The organism is Sphingobium sp. TomMM7A (assembly GCF_055397305.1).
In genome coordinates, this window is record NZ_AP027311.1 from 251548 (window position 1) to 277180 (window position 25633).

At 64.1% G+C, this 25633-nt stretch carries 22 protein-coding genes and 1 riboswitch; of the genes, 15 read left to right on the forward strand and 7 right to left on the reverse strand.

What is annotated here, in order from left to right:
• The first annotated feature begins 30 nt into the window (after positions 1-30).
• From murC to ACZ5ZH_RS01460, 15 genes are all read left to right on the forward strand, one after another.
• Positions 31-1452 carry a UDP-N-acetylmuramate--L-alanine ligase gene (gene murC, locus ACZ5ZH_RS01390; RefSeq protein WP_464771938.1) on the forward strand — a complete coding sequence of 474 codons (1422 nt, stop codon included), beginning with the start codon at positions 31-33 and terminating at the stop codon, positions 1450-1452.
• A gap of 46 nt (positions 1453-1498) precedes the next feature.
• A complete protein-coding gene (gene murB, locus ACZ5ZH_RS01395; RefSeq protein WP_464772569.1) occupies positions 1499-2389 on the forward strand; it encodes a UDP-N-acetylmuramate dehydrogenase in 891 nt (296 codons plus the stop codon).
• A gap of 100 nt (positions 2390-2489) precedes the next feature.
• Positions 2490-3449 carry a D-alanine--D-alanine ligase gene (locus ACZ5ZH_RS01400; RefSeq protein WP_464771939.1) on the forward strand — a complete coding sequence of 320 codons (960 nt, stop codon included), beginning with the start codon at positions 2490-2492 and terminating at the stop codon, positions 3447-3449.
• Positions 3442-4380, forward strand: coding sequence for a cell division protein FtsQ/DivIB (locus ACZ5ZH_RS01405; protein ID WP_464771940.1), 939 nt, complete (start codon positions 3442-3444; stop codon positions 4378-4380). The genes ACZ5ZH_RS01400 and ACZ5ZH_RS01405 overlap by 8 nt, the downstream gene beginning before the upstream one ends.
• A gap of 5 nt (positions 4381-4385) precedes the next feature.
• Entirely contained in the window at positions 4386-5672 is a 1287-nt protein-coding gene (gene ftsA / locus ACZ5ZH_RS01410; RefSeq protein ID WP_464771941.1) for a cell division protein FtsA, read from the forward strand.
• 110 nt (positions 5673-5782) lie between these two features.
• Positions 5783-7243 carry a cell division protein FtsZ gene (ftsZ, locus tag ACZ5ZH_RS01415; RefSeq protein ID WP_464771942.1) on the forward strand — a complete coding sequence of 487 codons (1461 nt, stop codon included), beginning with the start codon at positions 5783-5785 and terminating at the stop codon, positions 7241-7243.
• Between the two features lie 120 nt (positions 7244-7363).
• Positions 7364-9007 carry a tetratricopeptide repeat protein gene (locus tag ACZ5ZH_RS01420; protein WP_464771943.1) on the forward strand — a complete coding sequence of 548 codons (1644 nt, stop codon included), beginning with the start codon at positions 7364-7366 and terminating at the stop codon, positions 9005-9007.
• Positions 9008-9017: 10 nt separating this feature from the next.
• Positions 9018-10175, forward strand: coding sequence for a deoxyguanosinetriphosphate triphosphohydrolase (locus ACZ5ZH_RS01425; RefSeq protein WP_464771944.1), 1158 nt, complete (start codon positions 9018-9020; stop codon positions 10173-10175).
• Between the two features lie 46 nt (positions 10176-10221).
• Positions 10222-10515, forward strand: coding sequence for a hypothetical protein (locus ACZ5ZH_RS01430; protein ID WP_464771945.1), 294 nt, complete (start codon positions 10222-10224; stop codon positions 10513-10515).
• A gap of 67 nt (positions 10516-10582) precedes the next feature.
• Positions 10583-10682: riboswitch (glycine riboswitch) on the forward strand.
• 175 nt (positions 10683-10857) lie between these two features.
• On the forward strand, positions 10858-12009 hold the full coding sequence (gcvT, locus tag ACZ5ZH_RS01435) for a glycine cleavage system aminomethyltransferase GcvT (RefSeq protein WP_464771946.1): 1152 nt from the start codon (positions 10858-10860) through the stop codon (positions 12007-12009).
• A gap of 59 nt (positions 12010-12068) precedes the next feature.
• Complete coding sequence (gcvH, locus tag ACZ5ZH_RS01440; RefSeq protein WP_449471362.1) at positions 12069-12440, forward strand: glycine cleavage system protein GcvH; 372 nt, start codon at positions 12069-12071, stop codon at positions 12438-12440.
• 42 nt (positions 12441-12482) lie between these two features.
• The gene (gene gcvPA, locus ACZ5ZH_RS01445) at positions 12483-13841 is read left to right on the forward strand and encodes an aminomethyl-transferring glycine dehydrogenase subunit GcvPA (RefSeq protein ID WP_464771947.1); all 1359 of its coding nucleotides are present in this window, start codon (positions 12483-12485) and stop codon (positions 13839-13841) included.
• Complete coding sequence (gcvPB, locus tag ACZ5ZH_RS01450) at positions 13838-15409, forward strand: aminomethyl-transferring glycine dehydrogenase subunit GcvPB (protein WP_464771948.1); 1572 nt, start codon at positions 13838-13840, stop codon at positions 15407-15409. The genes gcvPA and gcvPB overlap by 4 nt, the downstream gene beginning before the upstream one ends.
• The gene (locus ACZ5ZH_RS01455; RefSeq protein ID WP_464771949.1) at positions 15406-16053 is read left to right on the forward strand and encodes a DUF938 domain-containing protein; all 648 of its coding nucleotides are present in this window, start codon (positions 15406-15408) and stop codon (positions 16051-16053) included. The genes gcvPB and ACZ5ZH_RS01455 overlap by 4 nt, the downstream gene beginning before the upstream one ends.
• Before the next feature lie 57 nt (positions 16054-16110).
• A complete protein-coding gene (locus ACZ5ZH_RS01460) occupies positions 16111-16986 on the forward strand; it encodes a hypothetical protein (protein ID WP_464771950.1) in 876 nt (291 codons plus the stop codon).
• On the opposite strand, the gene ACZ5ZH_RS01465 is transcribed toward ACZ5ZH_RS01460, so the two are convergent.
• The 7 genes from ACZ5ZH_RS01465 to ACZ5ZH_RS01495 form a co-directional block, all read right to left on the reverse strand.
• Positions 16943-18916: an ATP-binding protein gene (locus ACZ5ZH_RS01465; protein WP_464772570.1), complete on the reverse strand. Its 1974-nt coding sequence runs from the start codon at positions 18914-18916 to the stop codon at positions 16943-16945. The two genes, ACZ5ZH_RS01460 and ACZ5ZH_RS01465, sit on opposite strands and share 44 nt — an antisense overlap.
• Positions 18917-19057: 141 nt before the next feature.
• Positions 19058-20320, reverse strand: a complete 1263-nt coding sequence (gene spt, locus ACZ5ZH_RS01470) for a serine palmitoyltransferase (RefSeq protein WP_464771951.1) — start codon at positions 20318-20320, stop codon at positions 19058-19060.
• A 129-nt stretch (positions 20321-20449) separates the two neighbouring features.
• Positions 20450-20692 carry an acyl carrier protein gene (locus ACZ5ZH_RS01475; RefSeq protein WP_449471372.1) on the reverse strand — a complete coding sequence of 81 codons (243 nt, stop codon included), beginning with the start codon at positions 20690-20692 and terminating at the stop codon, positions 20450-20452.
• A gap of 122 nt (positions 20693-20814) precedes the next feature.
• The gene (locus ACZ5ZH_RS01480) at positions 20815-21093 is read right to left on the reverse strand and encodes an ETC complex I subunit (RefSeq protein ID WP_460987583.1); all 279 of its coding nucleotides are present in this window, start codon (positions 21091-21093) and stop codon (positions 20815-20817) included.
• 59 nt (positions 21094-21152) lie between these two features.
• A complete protein-coding gene (hrpB, locus tag ACZ5ZH_RS01485) occupies positions 21153-23600 on the reverse strand; it encodes an ATP-dependent helicase HrpB (RefSeq protein ID WP_464771952.1) in 2448 nt (815 codons plus the stop codon).
• A 78-nt stretch (positions 23601-23678) separates the two neighbouring features.
• Positions 23679-24425, reverse strand: a complete 747-nt coding sequence (locus ACZ5ZH_RS01490; protein ID WP_464771953.1) for a TSUP family transporter — start codon at positions 24423-24425, stop codon at positions 23679-23681.
• 124 nt (positions 24426-24549) lie between these two features.
• Positions 24550-25614: a polyprenyl synthetase family protein gene (locus ACZ5ZH_RS01495; protein WP_464771954.1), complete on the reverse strand. Its 1065-nt coding sequence runs from the start codon at positions 25612-25614 to the stop codon at positions 24550-24552.
• Between the last annotated feature and the right edge of the window lie 19 nt (positions 25615-25633).

The following is a 25633-nucleotide window of genomic DNA, read 5'->3' on the forward strand; positions in this document are numbered from 1 at the left end:
AAATGACGGAGTTTTCCCGGAGATTAAGGCATGAAGGGTGTCGGCACCGACATCGGCACGATCCATTTCATCGGCATTGGCGGCATCGGCATGTCCGGTATCGCCGAGGTGATGCACAATCTGGGTTATAAGGTTCAGGGTTCCGACGTGGCGGAAGGCTATGTCGTTGAAGGGCTGCGCAAGAAGGGCATCGACGTGATGATCGGCCACAAGGCCGAAAATCTGGGCGATGCCGCCGTGGTCGTGACTTCGACCGCGATCAAGAAGGGCAATCCCGAAGTTGATCTGGCGCTGGAAAAGCGCGTCCCCGTCATTCGCCGTGCAGAAATGCTGGCGGAGCTGATGCGGCTCAAATCCACCGTCGCGGTCGCGGGCACGCATGGCAAGACCACGACCACCTCAATGGTCGCGGCACTGCTCGACGCTGGCGGGGTGGACCCGACCGTCATCAACGGGGGCATCATCAACAGCTATGGCTCCAACGCTCGCCTCGGCAAGAGCGACTGGATGGTTGTCGAGGCCGACGAAAGCGACGGCAGCTTCCTGCGCCTCGACGGCACGCTGGCAGTCGTCACCAACATCGATCCCGAGCATCTCGACCATTATGGCAGCTTCGACAAGGTGAAGGACGCCTTCGTCGAGTTCGTCGAAAATGTGCCCTTCTATGGTGCCGCGATGCTCTGCCTCGATCATCCAGAGGTGCAAGCGATCCTGCCGCGCGTGCAGGACCGTCGCATCGTCACCTATGGTTTCTCGGCGCAGGCCGATATTCGCGGCGAGAATGTGCAGCCGATCCCCGGCGGCAACCGCTTCGATGTGCAAATCCGCGAGCGCGACGGTTCGCTCCGCCGGATCGAAGGGATCGAAATGCCGATGCCCGGCCGCCACAACGTGCTGAACGCCATGGCGGCGATCGGTGTGGCGCTGCAAATGGGCATTGATGATGCGACGATCCAGACGGGCTTTGCGAAGTTTGGCGGGGTGAAGCGTCGTTTCACTAAAGTCGGAGAGATTCCGACGGGACAGGGGGTCGCGACCGTCATCGACGATTATGGCCACCACCCGGTCGAGATAAAGGCCGTGCTGGCGGCCGCGCGCGAGGGTGCCAAGGGCCGCGTTATCGCGGTGGTACAGCCGCACCGCTATACCCGCCTTCGCGACCTGATGGATGAATTTCAGCAGGCCTTCAACGACGCCGACATCGTCTATGCGGCCCCGGTCTATCCGGCGGGGGAGCAGCCGATCGAAGGCGTGGATAGCGCTGAGTTGGTCGCGGGTCTGAAGCGTCGGGGGCATCGCCACGCTGCGACGGTCGAGGGAGCGGACGATCTGGCCCGCGTGATCGCTGACGATCTTCAGGCTGACGACATGATCATCTGCCTTGGCGCGGGTGACATCACCAAATGGGCGGCCGGTTTGGCCGCAGCCGTCGCGGCGAAAGAAGCTGCCTGATGCGAGTTCAAACCTTCCTTCTGGGGGCATTGGGTTGACCACGACAGTGGCGCCCCTTCCTCCGGTTCGCGGGTCGCTGAAGGCTGACGCCCCGCTGGCTCCGCTCGTCTGGTTCAAGGCGGGCGGCGTCGCGCAGTGGCTGTTCGAGCCCAAGGATGCTGAGGATTTGGCGGACTTTCTCGCCCATCTCGATCCAGCCGTCCCGGTGATGGCGCTTGGCCTTGGCTCCAACCTGATCGTGCGTGACGGAGGCGTTCCGGGCGTCGTCGTGCGTCTGGGCAAACCCTTCGCGAAGGTTGAGCAGATCGACGCCACCTCGCTCCGCTGTGGGGGAGGGGCGTCCGGTATCCTCGTATCCTCGACCGCGCGGGATGCGGGCATTGCAGGGCTTGAGTTCCTGCGCTCGATCCCCGGCACGGTGGGCGGTTTCGTGCGAATGAATGGCGGCGCCTATGGGCGCGAGACTTGCGACATTCTGATCGAGTGCGACGTAGTGCTGCGCTCCGGCGAGCGGGTGACGCTGCCGCTTGACGCCTTGGGCTATACCTATCGGCACAGCAGCCTGCCAGAAGGGGCGGTGGTGGTTAGCGCCCTGTTCCGGGGTGTTCCCGGCGATCCGGCCGCGATTCAGGCTGAAATGGACCGCATCGCTACGGCGCGAGAGGAAAGCCAACCGCTCCGCAGTAAAACCGGCGGATCGACCTTCAAGAATCCGCAAGGCCACAAGGCCTGGGCTTTGGTCGATGAGGCTGGCTGCCGGGGACTGCAACTGGGCGGCGCGCAGGTTTCGGATAAGCATACCAACTTCCTCCTCAACCTTGGCGACGCCACCAGCGCGGACATCGAGGCGCTGGGGGAGGAAGTGCGCCGCCGGGTGAAGGCAAAGAGCGGCGTCGAGCTTGAATGGGAAATCCAGCGGGTGGGGGTGAAGAAGTGATCCGCCCCACCCGCCCGTCATCCCAGCGAAAGCTGGGATCTCCTTCCTCCTTCCCAGCTTTCGCTGAGATGACGAATATTTCTGTTCTGGAGTTCTACAAATGACCCGTGGCCCCTGGCATGTCGCCATCCTGATGGGAGGCTGGTCCGCTGAGCGCCCAGTGTCGCTGATGAGCGGCGAGGGCGTCGCAAAGGCGCTGGAATCGCGCGGGCATAAGGTCACGCGGATCGACATGGACCACAATGTCGCCGCCCGTCTCGCCGAAGCCAAAGCAGATGTCGTGTTCAACGCGCTTCACGGCGTGCCGGGCGAGGATGGCACGGTGCAAGGCATGATGGACCTGATGGGCCTCACCTACACCCATTCGGGCCTCGCCACCTCTGTGATCGCCATCGACAAGCAACTGACCAAGCAGGCGCTGGTCCCTCAGGGCATCCCCATGCCCGGCGGCCACATCGTCGACAGCGTCAGCCTGTTCGAAGCCGATCCCTTGCCGCGCCCCTATGTGGTGAAGCCGGTCAACGAAGGCAGCTCCGTCGGCGTCGCCATCGTCACGCAGGACGGCAATTACGGTTCGCCCATCGGCCGCGATGTGGAAGGCCCGTGGCAGCATTTCGACCAGTTGCTTGCGGAGCCCTATATTCGCGGCCGGGAACTGACGACCGCCGTGCTGGGCGATGAGGCGCTGCTGGTGACTGAATTGCGTCCCAAGAGCGGCTTCTATGATTTCGATGCCAAATATACCGACGGCATGACCGAACATGTCTGTCCGGCCGAAATTCCGAATGACATCGGCGAAGCGTGCAAGGCCATCGCCCTGCGCGCGCATCAGCTTCTGGGCTGCAAGGGCGCTTCGCGATCCGATTTCCGCTGGGACGACACGCAAGGGGTCGAGGGGCTCTACCTGCTGGAGGTGAATACCCAGCCCGGCATGACGCCGCTCAGCCTCGTGCCGGAACAGGCTGCGAAACTGGGCATTGACTATGCCGAGCTGGTCGAGCGTATTGTCGAGGATGCGCTGATGCAGAAACAGGGCGCTAAGGGGGCAGGGCATGGCTGAAGCACGCATCCGGCGGGGAGGCACGGCGCGTCTGACGGGTGCGGGTGGACCTCGCGGCCGTAATGGATCGGGCCGGGGCAAGCCGGGCAAACGCCGTTCCTGGTTTGGTCGCATGCTTCATGCACTTCCAGTCAGCGAAGACACGCTGCAACGCATGGCGAGCTGGACCATAGTTGGCATCGTCGTCGCCGCCGTCGGTGGCATCGCCATGCTGCTGGGCGTGCCAGCGATGGCCGGACAGAAGGCGGCGGAGGTTGCAGCCAATGCCGGTTTCGAGGTTCAGAAGGTCGAAGTGCGCGGCGTCGAGCGCATGGACGAACTGCCAGTCTATAATATCGCGCTGGGCCAGGTGGATCGCTCCATGCTGTCGCTCGACCTGCCCAAGGTCCGTGACGAAATGCTGAAGCTCGGCTGGGTCAAGGACGCGCGCATTTCGCGGCGCCTGCCGGACACGCTGGTGGTCGATATCGTGGAGCGCGATCCGGTCGCTGTGTGGCAGCATGATGGGCAGTTGCACCTGATCGACGTCCAGGGCGTGGTGCTTCAATCGGTGTCTACGGATGCGATGCCCGATTTGCCGCTGGTTGTCGGCCCCGATGCCAATCGCCAGACTGCGGGCCTCAACAAGCTTATGGAAAATGCGCCCGCGCTCAAGCCCATGCTGGCCGGTGCGACCTGGGTCGGGAACCGCCGTTGGGATTTGCGCTTTCAGTCCGGCGAAACGCTTTCGTTGCCGGAAGGAGACAGGGCCTCTGCGACCGCGCTCGTCAATTTCGCGCGCATGGACGGCGTCAACCGCCTGCTGGGTCGAGGCATCGTGAAGTTCGACATGCGCGACCCGGATCGCTTCATCCTGCGTCTGCCGCAGAACCAAGTGAGCGACAAGGTTGAGACGAGAGCTCAGCCCGCGCCTCAGGGCGAGGAAGGCTGACGCGCATGGCCCAGCCCAAGGTCGATAAACTCGTCACCGCGATCGACATCGGATCGTGGAAGGTTTCCGCGCTTATTGCTGGCCGGACCGAAACGGGTGAACTCGCGATATTGGGCACGGGCCAACGGGAAAGCCGCGGTGTACGGCGGGGCTTCATCGCCGACATGGAGCGCACCGAACTGGCAGTGCGCGAAACGGTCGAGCAGGCGGAGCGGGTCGCTGGCACCAACATCGAGGATGTGTGGGTCAGCTTCTCTGGCGGGAGCCTCGTTAGCGACGTTGTGACGGTCGAGCGCGACATGGGCGGTTATCGCGTCGAGCAGCCGGACATCGACGATCTGCTCGCGACGGGCCAGCAGGGTATCGATCCCGATGGGCGCGTGGTGCTTCATGCCCAGCCCACCTGCTTCACCATCAATGGCAAGGTGCCGGTCAAGAAGCCGCTCGGCATGCATGCGGACCTGTTGGGCGTTGATATCCATGTCGTGCTGGCGGACGGCGCGCCGCTCGCCAATCTCGACCTGTGCGTGCGTGGGGCCTATCTCAACGTCAATTCGATTGTCGCTTCGCCAATCGCGACCGGCCTTGCCTGTCTTTCCGAGGAGGAAAGGGACTTGGGCGTCGCGCTGGTGGAACTGGGCGCGGGCGTGACCAATGTCTCGCTTTATGCGGGCGGCATGCTGGTTGGGCTGCACAGCATCCCGATCGGCGCCTCGGACATTACCGATGATATCGCCTCCGCCTTCGGCATTCGCCGCAGCCAGGCCGAGCGGATCAAATGTTTCTACGGTTCGGCAATGCAGAACCGCCGCGACTTCCGTGAGATGATCGAGATCGCGGCGCCCCATGGAGACGTTGCCGTGCCGGGGCAGAGCGCTGGTCCCAATGCGGACGGCGGCAAGATCACCCGCGCCGCGCTGGTCGCCGTCATCTGCGAACGGCTGAACCAGTTGATGACGGAGGTCAACGCCGCGCTCGCGGGCATGGGCTTCAATACGCCGACAGGGCGTCAGGTCGTGCTGACCGGCGGCGGCGCGGAAATGAAGGGCATCGCCGACTATGCGCAGGGTGCGCTGGGCCGGGCCGTCCGGATCGGCAGGCCTCGTGGATTGGCTGCGTTGCCGGAGGCGCATAGCGGCCCTGCCTTCGCAACGCTCGCCGGTCTGGCGCTTTACGGCGCATCAAACCCGGTTGATCTTAGAACGATAGCGCCTGCGCCCCAGACCGTTCATCGTATCAATGCGCCGCAATGGTGGCAGCGGATGGTGCGGGCGATGAAGACAAACTATTGAATAAATCTAAAGCCAGACGAACTTTGCTAGTGAAATACGCTATTTTCTGTTGCATTAACTTTCGATGACAGTTTCGCTCATGTCGCCGAAGCTGGAGGGAGCTAGAATTTATGAGCATTGAGATCAGCCCACCGCATGTGGACGAGTTGAAGCCTCGCATCGCGGTGATCGGCGTAGGCGGCGCGGGCGGTAATGCCATCGCGAACATGATCGCCGCGTCGGTTGAGGGCGTGGATTTCATCGTCGCCAACACCGACGCGCAGGCGCTGAACGCCTCGCCCGCCGAGCGCCGCATTCAGCTTGGCCCGCAGATCACCGAAGGTCTGGGCGCAGGTTCGCGTCCGGAAATCGGCAAAGCGGCGGCTGAGGAAACCATCGTCTCGGTCGAAGAGGCGCTGAACGGTGCGCATATGTGCTTTATCGCCGCTGGCATGGGCGGTGGCACCGGGACCGGCGCTGCGCCCGTCATCGCCAAGGCGGCGCGTGACAAGGGCATCCTGACCGTCGGCGTGGTGACCAAGCCCTTCACCTTCGAGGGCAATCGCCGGATGAAGTCGGCCGAGAGCGGCATCGAGGAACTGCAAAAGCATGTCGATACCCTCATCGTCATCCCGAACCAGAACCTGTTCCTGATCGCGAACCCGAACACCACCTTCAAGGAAGCCTTCCAGATGGCTGACGAGGTGTTGCAGCAGGGCGTTCGCGGCATCACCGACCTCATGGTCATGCCGGGCCTCATCAACCTCGACTTCGCTGACGTCCGTTCCGTGATGGGCGAGATGGGCAAGGCGATGATGGGCACCGGCGAAGCGGAAGGCGACGGCCGTGCGCTTCAGGCGGCGGAAAAGGCGATCGCCAACCCGCTGCTCGACGGCGTGTCGATGCGCGGCGCGAAGGGTGTCATCGTTTCCATCGTGGGTGGCGACGACATGCGTCTGATGGAAGTCGACGAAGCCGCGAACCACATTCGCGAACTGGTTGATCCGGATGCGAATATCATCTGGGGTTCGGCCTTCAATGACGGGCTCAACGGCAAAATCCGCGTGTCGGTCGTCGCCACCGGCATCGATAGCGAGGCTACTGGTGGCGCGGCGCCGCTGACCCAGCCGTTCAGCTTTGCCAGCCGCCCCGCCGTTGCGGTTCCCGCCGCAGCATCGCGTCCGGCCCCGCAGCCTGCTCCGGCTTCAGCCCCCGAATCCGAGCCCGAAACGCTCGAACTCGATGTGCCTGCCGCCCCCGAGCCCGCGCCGATTGCGGCCCCGGTCGAGGAACGGGCCGCCGCAGCGCCTCGGCCTGCCCCGGCGGCTGCCTCCGCGCGTCCTGCTGCCGTGTTTTCGGATGAGGACCCGTCGCAAGATGAACTGTTGCTCGGGGCAGAGGAAGTCGAAGCACAGCCTGCACCGGCTCCGGCTCCCGCGCCTCAGGCTGCGCCGCGTGCCGCTTCTGGCGGAACCCTGTTCGAACGTATGGCCGGTCTCACGCGAGGTTCCGACAAGAATGCCGGACTGAGCGACGATGCCGGATCGACGCCCGACATTCCGCGGTTCCTCAACCGTCAAAGCAATCAGTAAGACGGGGGTCCACAGGCTGTCTTATGGTTTGAAGCGCGCCATCGGCTGCATCGGGCGGTCGGGCGCGCTTTATCTTTCGGTAAATTTCCCATTCACGCATCGATCCGGTAAAGGGCTAGTGTGAAACGCTCAGCTTTATGGATCCTTGGCGGCCTGCTCCTTACGGGAACCGCCCAGGCACAGCCCGCTCAGATCCAGTCGATCAGGCCGTCAGGCGCTGAAAATCTCAGCCGGAACCTGTCTCGCCTCGCGTCCAATCCGCGCGACGTCGATGCGCTGGTCGGAGCGGGTGATGCTGCGATCGAGATGGATGACATGCGGGCGGCGGCTGGCTTCTTCTCGCGTGCCGATGCGATCCAGCCCAACAATGGGCGAGTGAAGGCCGGGCTTGGCCGGGTCGCGCTCAAGGCGCAAAATCCTGCCGAGGCCTTGCGCTTGTTCGATCAGGCTACCCGTCTCGGCTACGGCGAGGCAACGCTGTTGGCGGACCGTGGCCTTGCGCGGGACATGACCGGAGATCAGGCGGGGGCTCAGCGGGATTATCAAGCGGCCCTCAAGCGCGCGCCGGATGATGCCGAACTAACCTATCGCTATGCCGCGTCGCTGGGGATTTCGGGTCAGGTCGATGCGGCCGAAAAGGCGCTCCAGCCCCTCCTGTACAAGAGTGATCGCGCCGCTTGGCGATACCGCGCGTTCATTCTGGCGATGAACAACAAGCAGGCCGAGGCGCGAAAGATCGCCAGCCAAACCTTGCCCGCGCAACTTGCCGCAGCCTTGGCGCCCTATATGGAGAAAATGCCCTATCTCACCCCGGCGCAGAAGGCGGCGGCGGTGCATTTCGGTCACTTCCCGACCAATGTGGGGACGTCACTGGCGGCTGCGACGCCCCGGCCTTCCGCGCCGACGGTGGCCTCGGCTCCAGTTCAGGCGGCATCTCCGGCCCCCGCGCAGCCCGCCATTCCGGCGGCGCGCGCGCAACTGCCACAGCCAAGCCGACCTTCGCCAGCGCCCACGCCAGCGCCGCCCGCTCGTCCAGTTCTGGCCAGCCCCGCGCCCTCTACGCTCGCGCAGACGTCGACTGAAACGCGCCCTGCACAGGTACAGGGGCCGCCCGCTTCAATTCAGGATCCCGCCCCGCGCCCGGCCGCTCCGCTACCCGCGTCTCACGGCCAGCCCAGCGCCCCAGCACCAGCAGCTGTTCCAGCGTCGCAGCAGCCCGATCCGCAAGCGACCCGGACATTGGCCGACATCATACACGCTATCGACGTCCCGGACTCCGAACGCCAGGCGAGCGTAGCCGCTGTCGACCTGTCCGAGATCGAAGCGCTTCAGGCCGCCCGCCGCGCCGAACGGCAGGTAGCCGCCGACAAGGCGAAGAAGGCAGCCACGACGGCCAAGGAAAAGGCCGACGCAGCAGCCAAGGCCAAAGCGAAAGCCGAAGCTGACGCCAAGGCGAAGAAAGCCGCCGAGGAAAAGGCGCGGCTCGCCGCCAATCCCTCGCGCAATTGGGTGCAAATCGGCACAGGTGCTAACCGCAATGCACTGGGCTTCACGCTCAAGGCTCTTCGCCGGAAATATGACGCTGTTGCGCCGCAGGACGGCTGGGTCGCCAGCTGGGGCCGTACCAACCGCCTGCTGATCGGTCCCTTCGCCAGCTTCACGCGCGCCAAGACGGTGGAAGCGAAGCTGAAGTCGGCCGGTGCCGATGCCTTCGCCTGGCAAAGCGACGCGGGCGAGGTGGTCGAACAGCTCGGAGGCAAGTAAGAGCGTTCGGATGACGACGCTCGCCCCCTACGCCTCGCACCCCGCCCGAAGCCGTGGCCGCCTGCATCCCGAAGCGGGAGGCGAGACGCGTGGTCCCCGTGACATTTTCCAGCGCGACCGAGATCGCATCATCCATTCCATCGCCTTCCGCAGGTTGCGGCACAAGACCCAGGTATTTGTGTCCCCCGATGGCGATCATTTCCGCGTTCGCCTGACCCACAGTCTGGAGGTGGCGCAGATCGGCCGGACTACAGCGCGCACCCTGGGCCTCAATGAAGATCTGACCGAGGCACTCTGTCTCGCTCACGACATCGGCCATCCACCCTTCGGTCATGCGGGCGAAGACGCGCTGGAAGCAGCGCTGGATGATCATGGCGGATTCGATCACAACGCGCACACGCTGCGCACGCTCATGCTGCTTGAATCGCCTTATCCGTGTTTCCAGGGGCTTAATCTCAGCTGGGAGATGCTGGAGGGCCTCGCCAAGCATAATGGTCCCGTCGATCATCCCGGCTGGGCGATGCGGGAAGTCGACGCGCTCTTTCCGCTGGAGCTATCCTCTCATGCCTCGCTGGAGGCGCAACTGGCGGCGATCGCCGACGATATCGCCTATGACAATCACGACATTGACGATGGCCTGCGCGCTGGGTTGCTGACACTGGATCAGCTGCTTGCCGTGCCCGTCGTCAAACATTGCTGGGACCGGGTGCGCGCTCGCTATCCGGACATCCCGCAGGATCGCCTGCTTCGCGAACTGGTGCGGGAACAGATTGGCCTCATGGCGAACGACCTCATCGCTTCCACCCGTCGGAACATTGCCGAGGCCCGCGTAGAAACGGTCGAGGATGTGCGATCCGCCGGGCGCCCTCTGGTCTGCTTCTCGCCAGAACTCGCGGCGCAGGAACGCGACCTGAAGCGCTTCATGTATGCGTCGCTCTATCACCATCCATCGCAACTCGCCGCCGCGAACCGTGCGCGGATCATCGTGCGCGACCTGTTCCGGGCCTATCAGCAGCAGCCTGAACTCATGCCGTCTGAATGGCAGGACGATCGCCTGCTGAATGAGCCGGGCCGTAGCAGGCATATCGGCGACTTCATCGCGGGCATGACCGATCGCTATGCGGAAAAGCGCCATGCGGAAATCTTCGGAGAGATGGCTCTCGCCTGAAGCGACGGTTGCGCTCGCCCTGAACGCGCCCTAGCCTTCGTCTGGCATGGCCCTTCACCCACAAATCGCCGCGCTCGCAGCCGGGTTGGAAGACCTCGCCGGATTCCTGCGCGGCCGGGGTGATCGCAAATGGTCGGGCCGGGTGGAGTTGTGCGCCCATCTCGTGGCTGATTCCAACTTCACCGGGGTCGAGCATTTCCTGCGCCTGTTCGAGGGCGAGGACAGTCTTGGCCAGCTCATTCTGGGGGATCCTGCGGCCGATGCCCGGCTGGACGAACTGCGCAAGATGACGCGCAACCTTGCCGATCGGTTGGCGAGGGAAGAACGGGCAGCCGATTGAGCAATTGACGCCGCCTCCCATTTCCCGCAATGCGAGAGGGTCCCCGGCGCTCGATAGATTCGGCACCGGACATGATGCGGGAGAGCATGGGAAGCCTTTCAGGCCACCCCGTCGCCGAAGGAGCAACCGCCCCGGAATCTCTCAGGCTAAAGGACCGCATCATGGGCAGGCACTCTGGAAAGCGGACGGGTCATTCCGTCCCACCGAAGGGGTAAGCCATCCGGTCGCTGGGCCGGTGGTCAAAGCTCTCAGGTTCCGTGACAGAGGGGGTGGCAGACGCCGGGATTCCGACTCCGGATCATTAGTCTGTCGCCATGAACCCTGCCACGAAAGGCCGCTCTCATGTCCGGCAATGACGACATCGCCCATATCGAAGAAGAACTGCCGCTGCAGGACTTGCCGCTCGATGCCTGGCATCGTGCCAAGGGCGCGCGCATGGTCGGCTTTGCGGGCTATCATATGCCTATCCAATATGAAGGCATCATGGCCGAACATGCCTGGACCCGCGAGCACGCCGGGCTGTTCGACGTCAGCCATATGGGTCAGCTCACCTTTTCCGGTGAAGGCGTTGACGAGGCGCTGGAGCATTTGCTGCCGAGCGACATCAAGGGTCTGAAGCCCTTTCGCCAGCGTTACTCGATGCTGCTTGATCAAGAGGGCGGCATACTCGACGACCTCATGGTCTCGCGCCTGGGCGCGGGGGCGTTTGACGGCGCGGACATCTATATGGTCGTCAATGGCGCGACCAAATATGACGATATCGGCTGGATGATCGAACATCTGCCTGATGAGGTCGTCATGAACCATATGGACGAGCAGGCGCTGCTCGCCCTGCAAGGCCCTGAAGCGGGCGAGGCGCTGGCCAGCCTGATCCCTGACACCGCCGACCTCCTTTTCATGCAGTCCGGCCTTTTCACCTGGCGCGGCGTTCCGCTGTGGGTTAGCCGTTCCGGTTATACCGGCGAAGACGGGTTCGAAATCAGCATATCCGCCGCCGACGTCGCGCTGCTGGCCGATGCGCTATGCGCCTTGCCCCAGGTAAAGCCGATCGGGCTGGGTGCGCGCGATTCGCTTCGGCTTGAAGCGGGGCTTCCTCTTTACGGCCACGACCTGACGTCCGCTGTCAGCACCATCGGCGCTGATCTTGGCTTTGCCATCCAGAAGCGCCGTCGGGAAGAAGGCGGCTTCATCGGTCATGCGCGCGTGATGAAAGAACTGGCCGACGGGCCGGGGGCCAGGCGCGTGGGCCTGAAGATCGAAGGTCGCCTGCCCGCCCGCGAAGGCGCACCCATCTTCGCCGATGGTGTCAAGGTGGGAGAGGTGACATCGGGCGGCTTTGCGCCAACCGTGGGCGCTCCCATCGCCATGGGCTGGGTCAGCTCGCCGCACAGCGCCATCGATACTGCGCTGGAAATCGAAGTGCGCGGCAAGCGAATCGCCGCCACCGTCGCGCCCATGCCGTTCGTGCCGCACCGTTACCGCCGCAAGGCCTGAATTTCCTGGTTTTTTGTTGGTCGTGATTTTCAAGTAATCACTCCGAGGGGAGCAGTAAAATGAGCCGTTATTTCACCGACGAACATGAATGGATCGACGTAGAGGGCGAGATCGCCACCGTCGGCATCACCGATTATGCGCAGGAGCAGTTGGGCGACATCGTGTTCGTCGAACTGCCTGCGGAGGGCGTTAGCTTCGAAAAGGGCGACGATGCCGCCGTCGTGGAATCCGTCAAGGCGGCTTCGGACGTCTATGCGCCGATTTCCGGCGAGGTCGTAGAAGCAAACGGTGCGCTGGAGGAAGAGCCCGCCCTTGTGAACAGCGATGCCGAAGAGGATGGCTGGTTCTTCAAGCTCCGCATCGCCGACGCGAGCGAGCTGGAAGGCCTGATGAACGAAGCCGCCTACAAGAAGTTCGTGGCCTCGCTCTAAAATTAAGCCCCTCCCTTTCAAGGGAGGGGGGAGATAAGTGAAATGCGCTACCTACCCCTTACCGACACAGACAGGCAGGACATGCTGTCCGTCATCGGCGCGTCGTCGGTCGATGACCTGTTCGTCGATGTGCCCGCAGAGGCCCGCCTTTCCGGCAAGATCGCGGGATTGCCCGATCATGCCAGCGAACTGGCGGTTGAGCGCCACATGGCGGCCCTCGCGCGGAAGAATCTGTCGGCAGGGGAGGCGCCTTTCTTCCTCGGCGCGGGCGCTTACCGCCACCATGTGCCTGCCAGCGTCGATCATCTGATCCAGCGCGGTGAGTTCCTGACCGCCTACACGCCATACCAGCCCGAAATCGCGCAGGGCACATTGCAGGTGCTGTTCGAATTCCAGACGCAGGTCGCGCGTCTGCTGGGTTGCGACGTCGCCAACGCGTCCATGTATGACGGCTCGACCGCCTGCTGGGAAGCGATCGGCATGGCCCGCCGCATCACCAAGCGCGGCAAGGCGATCCTGTCCTCTGGCCTGCACCCGCATTATGTCTCGGTCGCCAACACCATGGCGAAGTTCACCGGCGATGCGCTGGTGCATAACGCGCCGACCCTAGACGCCGCGACTGATGTCGATGTGCTGATCGCCGGGATCGACAAGGATACGAGCTGCGTCGTCGTCCAGTATCCTGACATTCTCGGCCGCATCACTGACCTGACCCCGCTCGCCGATGCCGCTCATGAAGCAGGCGCGCTGTTGGTCGCGGTCGTGACCGAGCCTGTGGCTCTGGGCGCGATCAAGGCTCCGGGTCATATGGGCGCGGACATCGTCGTGGGCGAAGGCCAGTCGATCGGCGTCGGCCTTCAGTTCGGCGGTCCTTATCTCGGCCTCTTCGCGTGCAAGCAGAAATATGTCCGCCAGATGCCCGGTCGCCTTTGTGGCGAGACGGTGGACGCGGCGGGCAAGCGTGGCTTCGTGCTTACCCTCTCCACCCGCGAGCAGCATATCCGCCGTGAGAAGGCGACATCGAACATCTGCACCAATTCGGGCCTCTGCGCGCTGGCGTTCAGCATCCACATGACGTTGCTGGGCGAAAAGGGCCTGCGGGACCTCGCGACGCTGAACCATGGTCTCGCCGTTAAGGCAGCCGAGCGTCTGGCCCAGGTGCCGGGCGTCAAGCTGCTCAACGACAGCTTCTTCAATGAGTTCACGCTGGTCCTGTCGAAGGATGCCCGTGATGTCGTCCGCAACCTCGCCGACAAGGGCGTTCTTGGCGGCGTGTCGCTTGGCCGCCTGTTCCCGGATGCGGCGGAGATCGGCAACGGCCTGGTTGTCGCCGTCACAGAGACCGTGACCTCGGAGGATATCGAAGCCTTTGCCAAGGCGCTTGAGGAGGAACTGGCATGACCATGCTCAAGGAAGGCCGCCCCACCGCGCCGCAAGCCATCACCGGGGCCGACAGCGCCCCGGTCACCGCGACGGGCAACCGCGCGCTGATGCTGGAAGAAGCGCTGATCTTCGAGATCGGCTCGACCCAAACCACCGGCGTTGACTTCGCCGAGGCGCCCAAGGTCGCCAGCCGCCTCGGGAATCTCGCTCGCACCGAAAGCATCGGTCTGCCCGGCCTGTCCGAGCAGGAGACGGTGCGCCACTATACCCGCCTCAGCCGCCAGAATTACGCCATCGACCTTGGCCTGTTCCCGCTCGGCAGCTGCACGATGAAGCACAACCCGCGTCTCAACGAGAAAGTCGCGCGGATGCCGGGTTTCGCGGACCTCCACCCGCTTAGCCCCCAATCGACGGTTCAGGGCGCGCTGGCGGTGATCCATGAACTTGCCGAATGGTTGATCAAGCTGACCGGCATGCACTCGGTAGCGATGAGCCCCAAGGCGGGCGCGCATGGCGAACTGTGCGGCCTGCTGGCAATCCGCGCCGCGCTCGAAGCCCGTGGCGACGCGCGCAGTGTCATCCTCGTCCCCGAAAGCGCCCACGGCACCAACCCGGCGACCGCAGCCTTCTGCGGTTACAAGGTCGAGGATATTCCCGCGACCCCCGATGGCCGCGTCGATCTGGCGGCTCTCAAAGCGCGCCTCGGCCCGGACGTCGCGGCCGTGATGATTACCAACCCCAACACCTGCGGCCTGTTCGAGCGCGAGATGAAAACCATCTCTGACGCGGTTCACGCCGCCGGGGCCTTCGTCTATTGCGATGGCGCGAACTTCAACGCCATTGTCGGCCGTGTCCGCCCCGGCGACCTGGGCGTCGATGCGATGCACATCAACCTGCACAAGACTTTCTCCACCCCCCATGGTGGCGGCGGTCCCGGCTCCGGCCCGGTGGTGCTCAGCCAGGCGCTCACCCCCTTCGCGCCGCTGCCCTTCGTCGAAAAGCAGGGCGACAAGTTCATACTGATCGAGGAAGAGACGGCGGACGAACATCACGCCAGCAGCTTCGGCCGCATGGTCGCCTTCCATGGCCAGATGGGCATGTTCACCCGCGCGCTGACCTATATCCTCAGCCACGGCGCGGACGGCCTGCGTCAGGTCGCGAGCGATGCGGTGCTGAACGCCAACTACATCCTGCGCAGCCTGGACGATGTGCTGGACGCACCCTTCGGGCAGAGTGGGCCCTGCATGCATGAGGCGCTGTTCAGCGACAAGGGCCTGGCAGAAGGCTTCACCACGCTCGACATCGCCAAGGGCCTGATCGACGAAGGCTTCCACCCGATGACCATGTATTTCCCGTTGGTAGTCCACGGCGCGATGCTGGTTGAACCGACGGAGACCGAAAGCAAGGCTGCGCTCGACCAGTTCATCCTAGCGCTGCGCAGCCTCGCCGAACGCGCGAAGGCGGGTGACGGAGCGCTGAAGGGCGCGCCCTATTTCGCGCCCCGCCGCCGCCTCGACGAAACGCTCGCCGCGCGCAAGCCTGTCCTTAGCTGGAGCGATCCAGCTCTCGTGGAAGCAGCCGAGTGACGGACAGACCGGAGCCGTGGGAACCCGGCTCTGGTCCCGTGGCGTCGGGCAAGCGCCATGCGCCCGCGACGCAGCGTAACCGCGACGCCATCCTGGCGATATTGCGTGAGGCGCTTCCACCTGTCGGCCTGGTTCTGGAGGTGGCGAGCGGCAGCGGCGAACATGCTCGCTATTTCGCGGCGGCGCTGTCCACCCTCGAATGGCAGCCGAGCGACCCCGATCCCGTTGCGCTGGCATCGATCGAGGCATGGCGCGCTGAGGCGCGGCTTCCAAATCTTCGCGCGCCCATTAGACTTGATGCCGCCGCCGCATGGCCGGTCACAAAAGCTGACGCGATCCTTTGCATCAACATGACCCATATCAGCCCATGGGCGGCGACCCTTGGCCTGATGGCGGGGGCGGGGAGGGCGCTGCCGCCGGGTGGATTGCTCTACCTCTATGGACCATTCATCCGCGATGATGTCGAAACCGCGCCCAGCAACCTTGCCTTCGACGCTTCGCTAAAGGCGCGCGATCCGCAATGGGGATTGCGCCGCGTCGAGGATGTTGTCGCCACCGCAGCGGCGAGCGGGCTGGCGTTGGACCGGCTTATAGAGATGCCTGCCAACAATCTGTCGCTACTGTTCCGAAGGGCTTCTTCCTGAAAGCCGACCCGCGCTGACCCTTCGACAAGTTCAGGGTGAATGGGTATGGGAAGCGCAATGCCCAATCAACTCCTGCCCCTTGTGACCGCCGAACTCACCGCGCCCGCCGATCCGCGCGCGGCGGCGATGGGCGGTGCGTTGGCGGCGCAATATCCGCATGCCGCCCGCGCTGTGCTCTTTTACGGCTCCTGTCTGCGGGAGCAGAATCTCGATGGGTTGATGCTCGATTTTTACCTCATCGTGTCGGATTATCGCACGGCCTATGGAAAGCGCTGGCTCGCCACGGCCAACCGCCTGATCCCGCCCAACGTCTTTCCGTTCGAACATAATGGCCTGATGGCGAAATATGCCGTGCTGTCGGAAGCGGACTTCGCGCGCCTCAACAGCCCAGCCGCTGACAATGTCTCTGTGTGGGCGCGCTTTGCCCAACCTTCCCGGCTGCTGTGGGCAGCGGACGACCTCGCCCGTCAGCGAGCGATCAGCGCAGTGGCGGGCGCCGCACCCACCTTGTTGTCGCTCGCTCGTCCCATGACGGACGCGCAGGACCCGCTATCGCTCTGGAAGGCTGGTTTCACACTTACCTATAATGCCGAATTGCGGGCGGAGAAGAAGGGGCGTTCGGTTTCGATCGTCGATGCCGACCCCGATCGCTATCGCCGCTTCGGAGAAGCCGCCTTGGCACAGGGCTTGCCGCCATCGCCGCCGGAACCCGCCAAGCATTGGCGCGCGCTGCAACGACGCGGCAAATATCTGTCCGTCATCCGCCTTGCCAAGGCCAGCTTCACCTATGCGGGCGGCATCGATTATCTGGCGTGGAAGATAAACCGCCATGCCGGAACCGCGATCCAGATAAAGCCCTGGCAGCGTCGTTGGCCCCTGATCGGCGCGCTTACTCTGCTGCCGCGGCTGTTCCGGGGTGGTGCGATCCGCTAAGCGCGTTGGACAGCGCGTGTGACAGGCCCTTCAGTGTGTAAGGCTTGCGCAACACCTCATGTCCGCCAAAGTCAGCGCCCTCCGCAATGTCCCCCGCATAACCGGTCACGAACAACACCGGCAGGCTGGCATAGGCGGCGGGTAGGGTGCGGACCATTTCCGGGCCTGTCATTTCCGGCATCAGCACGTCGCTTATGATCAGGCCGATGTCGCGATGACTGGTCAGCAGCTTCGCCGCTTTCGACGGATGATCGCAGGCGACGGGCAAATGGCCCAGTTCCGCGAGCGCCGCCATCGTCTGGTTCAGCACGCGGGGATCATCCTCCACCACCAGAATGCGTGTCGGCGGATGCAGTACCGGCTCGCGTTCGGGCAGCGACGGATCCGTTTGTAGCGCGCTGTCCGCCACTGCCTTGCGCGGCAGATATATGGAAACGCAGGTGCCTTCACCGACCTGGGATTCGATACGGATTTCACCCTGGCTCTGTCGGACGAAGCCGAAAATCTGGCTGAGCCCCAGGCCTGTTCCCTTGCCGACCGGCTTGGTGGTGAAGAAAGGCTCGAACACGCGGGCCAGCACATCGGGCGTCATGCCACAGCCATCGTCCCTGACGCTCAGCGTGACATAGTCTCCCTCGGCACATTCGCCGATTTCGTGATCCGCCAGATGCACCTGGCCCGTGCCGATCACCAGCCGCCCGCGTCCATCCATTGCGTCCCGCGCATTGACGCACAGGTTCAGAATGGCATTTTCCATTTGATGCTGATCGACGAAGATGCGCCAGCCCTTCGCCTGGTTCTCGATCGCGACGGTAATCTGATCGCCGATCGACCGGTCGATCAACTCCACCATGCCGCTGACCAGAGCGTCGGGGTCCACGGCGCTGGGCAGCAGCGGTTCGGACCGTGCAAAAGCGAGCAGACGGCGGGTCAGGGCGGCGGCCCGATTGGCGCCTTCCATCGCATTGTCCAGGTGCCGCGCGGCCTCCTGCGGCTTCAGCCGCAGTCTGCGCTTAGCCAGTTCCAGCCCGCCGACGACCACCGCCAGCATGTTATTGAAGTCATGGGCAATGCCGCCGGTCAGCTGGCCGACAGCATCCATCTTCTGCATCTGGCGCAGCGTTTCTTCGGCTGCCGCGCGCTCGGACGTTTCCTTCTTCAGCTGTTCATAGGCATCGGACAGTTCGGCCGTGCGCGCCGTTACCGCTTCCTCCAGCCGATCGGCGCGTTCAGCCTCCATCTCGGCCATGCGCCGCGCGTTTCGCCGCTCGGTATAGGCGGCATTGGCGACCCACAGGGCAAACAGGACGCATACGAACAGCACCAACCCGAACAGCCTCGATGTGCGGTCCACAAATTGCGTGCGGTTGCCTGCCAGACTCACTGCAAGGCTACGCTCGCGCAGGCGGGCATTTTCCGCCTGGATGACGCGGTCGAGCAACGTGGTGATGTGTTTCAGGTCTTCCGACCGCCCCGCCTTGTGGAATTGGGCGAGCGCTGCCATCTTCTGGTCATAGGTCGTGCGCAGCCCTATTTCATTCAGCGTCTTGCCGCGCTGGATGAATGCCTGCTGCAACTCCCGGACATTGGCGCGCTGCCATCCTGATCGGCGGGTGGCGTAATTCAGCAGCTTGAGCTGGCTGGACGCGGTGCGCCACTGATCCTGGAAAAGGCGACCGACATCGGGGTCTAGGCTGATCACATATCGCGCCAGCGTAACTTCCGCGCGCGCCGTCTTGGCTTCGAAAGCTCTTGCAAGGGCGATGATTTCGAAGCTGCGGCGTTGTTCCTGCAACGCCCGTTCATGGTCGCGGGATGCGTTGCTGGCGCTGTAAAGCAGGGTGCCCAGCGCCCCCACCAGCAGTATCACGAGGACCAGCGGAAGAAAGCGTCGTACCGCAGCCCGCCAGCCAGAATCCTGGTCGTCCATGTAATAGCTGTCTGCCATCAACCCCAGATCTTAGTCGAACAGCATTACAGGCGAAATATCAAGGAATAAAAGGTTCCAAAGAGCAGTCACGCTTCATCTGCCCCCTATCTCCTTGCATCGCGGCGATGGTTATCCGCGCGATCAACCGATTGCGCCGGTTGCCTTCCCCGCCGCCTCGAACATACCGATAATCTGGCCAACCTGTTCGTCGCTATGCTCGGCGCAAAGCGAGCAACGCAGGAGGAAGGTCCCCGCCGGTGTGGCGGGCGGGCGCGCCATATTCACATAGAGCCCCAGCTCCAGCAGCGCTTGCCACATTGCGACCGCCTGCGCCTGATCCGTCAGGATCACGGCAATGATCGCCGATTGTGGCGTTTCCGTCCCCAGCTTGAAGCCAAGATCGGTGAGGCCCTTGTGCAGCCGCTGGCTGTTCTTCCACAGATGCGCGCGCTTTTCGCCCGCGTGCATCAGCTTGCGGATGGACGTTGCGGCTGTCGCGACGACGCTCGGCGGCAGCGAAGCGGTGAAGACATAGGGACGGCAGACGAGGCGCAGCACCTCGAACTTGGGGTGGTTCGATACGCAGAAGCCGCCAACCGTGCCGACTGACTTGGAGAAGGTGCCGACGACGAAGTCCACATCCTTCTCGACGCCTTGCTCCTCATAGACGCCGCGGCCATTGGCGCCGAAAAAGCCCATGCCGTGGGCTTCATCGACCAGGATCATGCAATTGGGATGCTTACGCACCGCCGCCACCATCTCGGGCAGGGGGGCGACGTCGCCCAACATGGAGTAGACGCCTTCCAGCACCACCAGCTTCTGTGCGTCGGCGGGCAGGCGGCCAAGGCGCTTGTCCAGATCCTCGACGCTGTTGTGGCGGAAGCGGACGATTTCGGCGTCACCCAGAAAACAGCCGTCATAGATGGACGCATGGCTGTCGGCATCCAGCACGACATAGTCGCCCCGGCCCGCCAATGTGGAAATCATGCCGAGGTTAGCCTGATAGCCCGTCGAAAACACCATGGCACCCGACGTGCCATAGAACTCCATCAGCGCGTCTTCGACTTCCTTATGGCCCTGATAGGTGCCGTTGAGCACGCGGCTGCCGGTTGTGCCTGCTCCGAACTCGTCCAACGCCTTCTTGCCCGCCGCGACGACGTCCGGGTCGAAAGTCATGCCCATATAGTTATAGGTGCCGAGCAGGATGGTGTCCTTGCCCTTGATCACCGCCTGGGTGGGGGACTTCACCTCGTCCATGACGATCGCGAAGGGATCACGCACACCGGTCGCCAGCAGCGCCTCGCGCTCGGCGATCAGCGGATCGAATTTGGAAAAGAGGTCGCGCGCGTCAGCCACTTCGGCGGGCGTGTGGGCGTCGGTGGCGGTTTCAGCAGCGTCGGTCATCGCATATATCCGTTCGGTTCGAGCAGCATCGAGCATGTCGAGATGCGTCAGGCGAGAACTTTTCCCGTCATCTCGACCATCGGTCCTCGGCAAAGGCGGACCGGCTCGATGCGAACGGGGAAGGCTAGATTAGCCCTTCAACTTTGCTACGGCGTCCACAAGCTGGCCGATATTCTCGATCTCAGCCTGCATGTTCATCGTGATGATGATATCGAACTCATCCTCGATCGCCGCGACGAAGTCCATGACGGTCAGGCTGTCCCACTCCAGGTCGCCCGCAAAGCTGGTTGCCTCGCTCAGTTCGACGCCCTTCTTGTTGAAAGGAGCGATCTGCGCGGCGATGCTGTCGAAAATCTGCTGGCGATCCGTCATTATCTGTTCAAAGCTTTCCCATGAAAGGGCGACTTTTGCCCCCAAGTCCCGCCTTTTGGCAAGGGAATAAGGCGGCAATCGGGCAGCATCGCGCCCGATTATGAGCCGCCCCGTGCTCGCCTTTAGCGGAAATTGTCGGCGTAGGCCTGGATCTTCAGCGTCTTGGGCGGCGTCGGGATGAAAGCGTAGCCGATCTCATACTTGTCGGCATAGGCGCGCGCCGCGTCCAGCGAGGGGAAGGTCAGCTTGACCTGGCTCTGCGTATCACCCGATCCGGCCCAGCCGGTCAGCGGGTCCGGCTTCTTCGCCTCGCTCGGCGCAAATTCCAGAACCCATTTGTCAGTCCGCGCCTTGCCGGACTGAAGGGCGTTCTTCTGAATCTGATAGATGCGCGCAGCCATCGTGGCGTCAAACTCCTGGGAAGGGCGATGCGTCCGTTGCACCAGCGGACGGGCGGAAGTCAAGGCTTGCCACGGGCATCGGCGCGTTTCGTGCGCAGCGTCGCGGCGGCGCCAGCCGGGTCGTCGGGCCAGGGATGCCGGGGATAGCGGCCACGCATCTCCTTTGCGACCGCGCTCCAGCTTCCCGACCAGAAACCCGGCAAGTCCCGCGTAGTCTGGATCGGCCGCCCGGCGGGAGAGGTGAGAGACAGGACCAGCGGAATACGCCCGCTGCCGACCACCGGATGCTCGGCAAGCCCAAACAGCGCTTGTACGCGAAGCTCCACGCGCGGCCCGCCCTCGGCCGCATAGTCGATCTCATGACTGCTCCCGGCGGGCGACTGAAATGCCGGAGGAGCCAGCCTGTCGAGCTGCTGTTTGCCATCCCAGCCGATAATACCCTCCAGAACGCCGGACAATTGCGATCGGTCAATGTCGGACAGTCGCCGCTTGCCCGCGAGCAGGGGCGCAAGCCAATCGTCGAGCGTTGCCAGCAGCGAAGCATCCGACAGCGCCTCTATCCCTGCAAAAGCCCCCCGAATCCGCAGAGACCGCGCGGCATCGGACCAAGGCAGCAGGTCGAGCCCGCCCTGTCTGACGCCGTCCAGCAGAGCCGAGACGACAGCATCTGGGTCCGGCCTGTCGTCTGATCCCGACGACAACCGTACCGCGCCCAGCCGCCTTTCCCGCAGAGCCTCTATCCCTCCGGTTTCCGCCCGGAACCGCACCGTCCGATGTTCCTTCACCCGCCCGCCGAACAGGCGCAGCACTTCGACCTCGCTGATCGGCGCGGCGGAGAGGATACGCGCCCCAGCCGCGCTTCCCTGCACTGCCCCTACCGCGAGCCATTCCTCACGCGCCAGCGAGCTCAGCGGATCGATCCGAAACCCACGCCCGCCAACGCTGGCCCATTCCGCACCATCGGCGGAGCGCCGCTTGGCCACCCGGTCAGGAAAGGCCAGCGCAAGACATAGCCCCGCATCATGCTCGCCCGACGCTGCCTTCTGCCCGGAGCCGACCAGCTTCGCCCAGCGCCTCGCCATCGCGCGCGCGGCATCAGCCCGCTTCCCGCTTTCCCGCCGCCAGCGCGTCCGCCGTTGCGACAGATCGACATCCTGCCCGCCAACCCCGCGCTCTCCCAGCAGCACGGCCACCTCCGCCGCCACCTCGGCCAGCCCCAGCTCGCCCGCGCGCACCAGCATATGTCCGATCCGCGGTTCCACCGGCAATCGCGCCAGCGCTTTGCCGTGCGCCGTGATCCGCCCATCATCGTCCAACGCTTCCAGCACCGTCAGCCGCTTGCGCGCCTCATCCAGCGCGGCGGGCGGCGGCGGATCGAGCCAGCGCAAGCTCGCCGGATCGTTCACCCCCCAAAGCGCGCAATCGAGCAGCAGGCTGGAAAGGTCGCTCTCCAATATCTCGGGCGGATCGAAGGGCGGCATGCCCGCAGTCGCCGCCGCTTCCCACAACCGATAGGCGACGCCCGGCCGCTGCCGCGCTGCACGCCCCGCGCGCTGGGTCGCAGCCGCCTGGCTCGCCCGCTCCGTGACAAGCCGCGTCACCCCCGCCGCCCGGTCATAACGCGGCCGCCGCGCCAGCCCGGAGTCGATCACGATCCGCACCCCATCAATCGTAAGGCTGGTCTCCGCGATAGAGGTCGCAAGGATCACCTTCCGCCGTCCCTCCCGCGAAGGACGAATAGCGGCCCGCTGCGCCGCCGGGTCCAGACTGCCGTGCAGCCGATGCACCTCCACGCCAAGCCCCTCCAGCCGCTCCGCCGTCCGCTCAATCTCCGCCACGCCGGGCAGGAAGGCGAGCAGGTCGCCCTCCGCCTCTTCCGCCAGCGCTCTTCGCACGGCCCCGGCCATCTCATCCTCGATCCGCTTTTCCGCCGCCCGGCCGATATGCCGCAACTCCAGCGGCTGTATCCGCCCTTCGCTTTCCAGCACCGGCGCATCGTCCAGCAACGCCGCAAAGCGCGCCCCATCCAGCGTCGCCGACATCGGCACGATGCGCAGGTCCGGCCGCAATGCCGCCTGTGCATCCAGCGCCAGCGCCAGCCCGAAGTCGCTGTCCAGACTCCGCTCATGCACTTCATCGAACAGGACCGCCGACACGTCCGCAAGCTCCGGATCATCCTGAATACGGCGGACGAAAATGCCCTCTGTCAGGACCAGCAGGCGCGTGGCGGCCGACTGCCTGCTGTCCATCCGCGTCGCATAGCCGACGATCCCGCCCGGAACGCCGCCCATCAGTTCGGCAATGCGCTCTGCCGCCGCGCGAGCCGCCAGCCTGCGGGGGGACAGCAGCAGCACCTGCCCCGTGCACCATGGCTCATCCAGCAGCGCGGGCGCCACCGCCGTCGTCTTGCCTGCTCCCGGCGGCGCGACCAGAACGGCGCTATTCCCCCGCCGCAAGGCGTCCAGCAGCCGGGGAAGAACATCGTGGATCGGCAGCGCGGCACTCATGTCCGTCCCTCTCGCGCCAATCGGCATCCGGTGCAATCCCACTATGCGAGGCGAAAGGTCGCCCTCAAAAGAATGAGCTTATCCGAATAGCAGCTTATGCATCGGGTTTCCCGGATCGAGCAGCATCTTCGCCGTCAGTCCCAGAGACATGATGATCAGCAGGGGCCGTATCAACTTACTGCCGAACCGCATGGCCAGCCGCGATCCGATCTGGCTGCCGGTGATGCTGCCGACGGCCATGGTCAGTCCCGCAATCCACATGACATGGCCGCCCAGCATCATCGTCAACAGGCCCGCCACATTGCTAGCCAAATTGGCGGCCTTTGTCTGAGCCGTCGCGCGGACGAGGCCGAGGCCCCCCAGCGCCAGGAAAATGGTTGCGTAAAATGCTCCGGCACCGGGTCCGAAGAAGCCATCATAAAAGCCGATAGCGCCGATCAACAGGCTCAGTCCCGCCAGTCCCACCCGGCTGTGCCGATCCATTTCGCTGATTCGGGGGGAGAAGGTGAAATAGCCCGCCAGCGCGATCAACAGCGCGGGCATCAATCCCGCCAAAATGGCCGGGTCCACCCGCTGGATCAGCCAGGCACCACCCACTGACCCTATAAATGCCGCGACAATGGGCCAGCGATAGGCTCTCAGGTCCATGTGCCCGGCGCGTGCATAAGCGACGCAGGCGCCAAAGGTGCCCAGTGACGATTGCAGCTTGTTGGTGCCCACCGCCGCAACCGGCGGGACGCCCGCCGCCAGCAATGCGGGCAGGGAGATCAGCCCGCCGCCTCCCGCCATGGCGTCGATGCACCCGGATATCAAAGCCGCAGCCATCAGGAAGGCCAGCGTCTCGGGAGAAAGGATTAGGTCCAACGGCGTCCCACCTCAGCTATCCGCCGCGCCACTTGGCGTCGATGCGCGCCGAGCCTGCCGCCGCTGGAGCAGGAGGCGGCGTTGCTCAATAAGCGCGGGCGATTGCGAACTCGACGGCTTCGGTCAGAGCAGCCTTTGCCTTGCCCGTATCGAACCGGCCCAGTGCATCGATGGCCCGCTGGCCATAGAGCCGCGCCCGCGCGAGCGTATCGTCAATGGCGCCGGTCTTGCGAAGCAGCAGCGTCGCATGCGCCAGATCCTCGTCGCTCACCCGATTGCCTGCGATCGCCTGCTTCCAGAAAGCGCGATCCTCTTCCGATCCACGCGCATAGGCCAGGATCACCGGCAGCGTCACCTTGCCGTCGCGGAAGTCGTCGCCTGCATCCTTACCCATCGTCGCGCCGTCCGATTCATAATCGATGGCGTCATCGATCAGCTGGAATGCGATGCCCAGGTTCCGGCCATAGACGTCTAGCGCCTTTTCCTCGGCCTCGTCCCGATCCGCGACCACCGCGGATATGCGGCAGGCGGCCGCGAACAGGGCAGCAGTCTTCGCGCCGATAATGTCCAGATATTGCTCTTCGCTCGTGTCGATACGACGCTGAGCGGTCAACTGATTGACCTCGCCCTCCGCGATCACAGCGGATGCATTGGACAGGATCTTCAGTATCTTGAGCGACTCGGCCTCGACCATCAGCTCAAAAGCGCGGGAAAACAGGAAGTCGCCCACCAATACGCTGGCGCTGTTGCCCCAGATGATGTTCGCTGTCTTGCGGCCCCGGCGCAGACCAGACCCATCGACCACATCATCATGCAGCAGGGTCGCGGTGTGAATGAACTCAACCGCCGCCGCCAGCTTGTAATGGCGGCTACCCGCATAGCCGACCAGCTGCGCGCAGGCGAGGGTCAGCATCGGCCGCATCCGCTTGCCGCCGCCCGCGATCAGATGGCCTGCCAATTCCGGGATCAGCGGAATGCGCGACTGCATCCGGTCCAGAATCACCGCATTGACCTGGTTCATGCCGTCGGCAACCAGCGTCATCATGGGGGTGAGCGAAGGCGCGCCGTTGGCGCGGCCGATAGGGTGGACATTGCCGGAGATGGGGCCGGAGGAGGGGCCGGAGGCGGGTGCGGTCATGACCCGGCCCATGTGGCGGTGCAAAATGCAG

Coding starts and splice junctions, on each gene's coding strand:
- murC (WP_464771938.1), top strand. CDS start 31: ATGAAGGGTGTCGGCACCGACATCGGCACGATCCATTTCATCGGCATT.
- ACZ5ZH_RS01400 (WP_464771939.1), top strand. CDS start 2,490: ATGACCCGTGGCCCCTGGCATGTCGCCATCCTGATGGGAGGCTGGTCC.
- ACZ5ZH_RS01405 (WP_464771940.1), top strand. CDS start 3,442: ATGGCTGAAGCACGCATCCGGCGGGGAGGCACGGCGCGTCTGACGGGT.
- ftsA (WP_464771941.1), top strand. CDS start 4,386: ATGGCCCAGCCCAAGGTCGATAAACTCGTCACCGCGATCGACATCGGA.
- ftsZ (WP_464771942.1), top strand. CDS start 5,783: ATGAGCATTGAGATCAGCCCACCGCATGTGGACGAGTTGAAGCCTCGC.
- ACZ5ZH_RS01425 (WP_464771944.1), top strand. CDS start 9,018: ATGACGACGCTCGCCCCCTACGCCTCGCACCCCGCCCGAAGCCGTGGC.
- ACZ5ZH_RS01430 (WP_464771945.1), top strand. CDS start 10,222: ATGGCCCTTCACCCACAAATCGCCGCGCTCGCAGCCGGGTTGGAAGAC.
- gcvT (WP_464771946.1), top strand. CDS start 10,858: ATGTCCGGCAATGACGACATCGCCCATATCGAAGAAGAACTGCCGCTG.
- gcvH (WP_449471362.1), top strand. CDS start 12,069: ATGAGCCGTTATTTCACCGACGAACATGAATGGATCGACGTAGAGGGC.
- gcvPA (WP_464771947.1), top strand. CDS start 12,483: ATGCGCTACCTACCCCTTACCGACACAGACAGGCAGGACATGCTGTCC.
- gcvPB (WP_464771948.1), top strand. CDS start 13,838: ATGACCATGCTCAAGGAAGGCCGCCCCACCGCGCCGCAAGCCATCACC.
- ACZ5ZH_RS01460 (WP_464771950.1), top strand. CDS start 16,111: ATGCCCAATCAACTCCTGCCCCTTGTGACCGCCGAACTCACCGCGCCC.
- ACZ5ZH_RS01465 (WP_464772570.1), bottom strand. CDS start 18,916: ATGGACGACCAGGATTCTGGCTGGCGGGCTGCGGTACGACGCTTTCTT.
- spt (WP_464771951.1), bottom strand. CDS start 20,320: ATGACCGACGCTGCTGAAACCGCCACCGACGCCCACACGCCCGCCGAA.
- ACZ5ZH_RS01475 (WP_449471372.1), bottom strand. CDS start 20,692: ATGACGGATCGCCAGCAGATTTTCGACAGCATCGCCGCGCAGATCGCT.
- ACZ5ZH_RS01480 (WP_460987583.1), bottom strand. CDS start 21,093: ATGGCTGCGCGCATCTATCAGATTCAGAAGAACGCCCTTCAGTCCGGC.
- hrpB (WP_464771952.1), bottom strand. CDS start 23,600: ATGAGTGCCGCGCTGCCGATCCACGATGTTCTTCCCCGGCTGCTGGAC.
- ACZ5ZH_RS01490 (WP_464771953.1), bottom strand. CDS start 24,425: ATGGCTGCGGCTTTGATATCCGGGTGCATCGACGCCATGGCGGGAGGC.
- ACZ5ZH_RS01495 (WP_464771954.1), bottom strand. CDS start 25,614: ATGGGCCGGGTCATGACCGCACCCGCCTCCGGCCCCTCCTCCGGCCCC.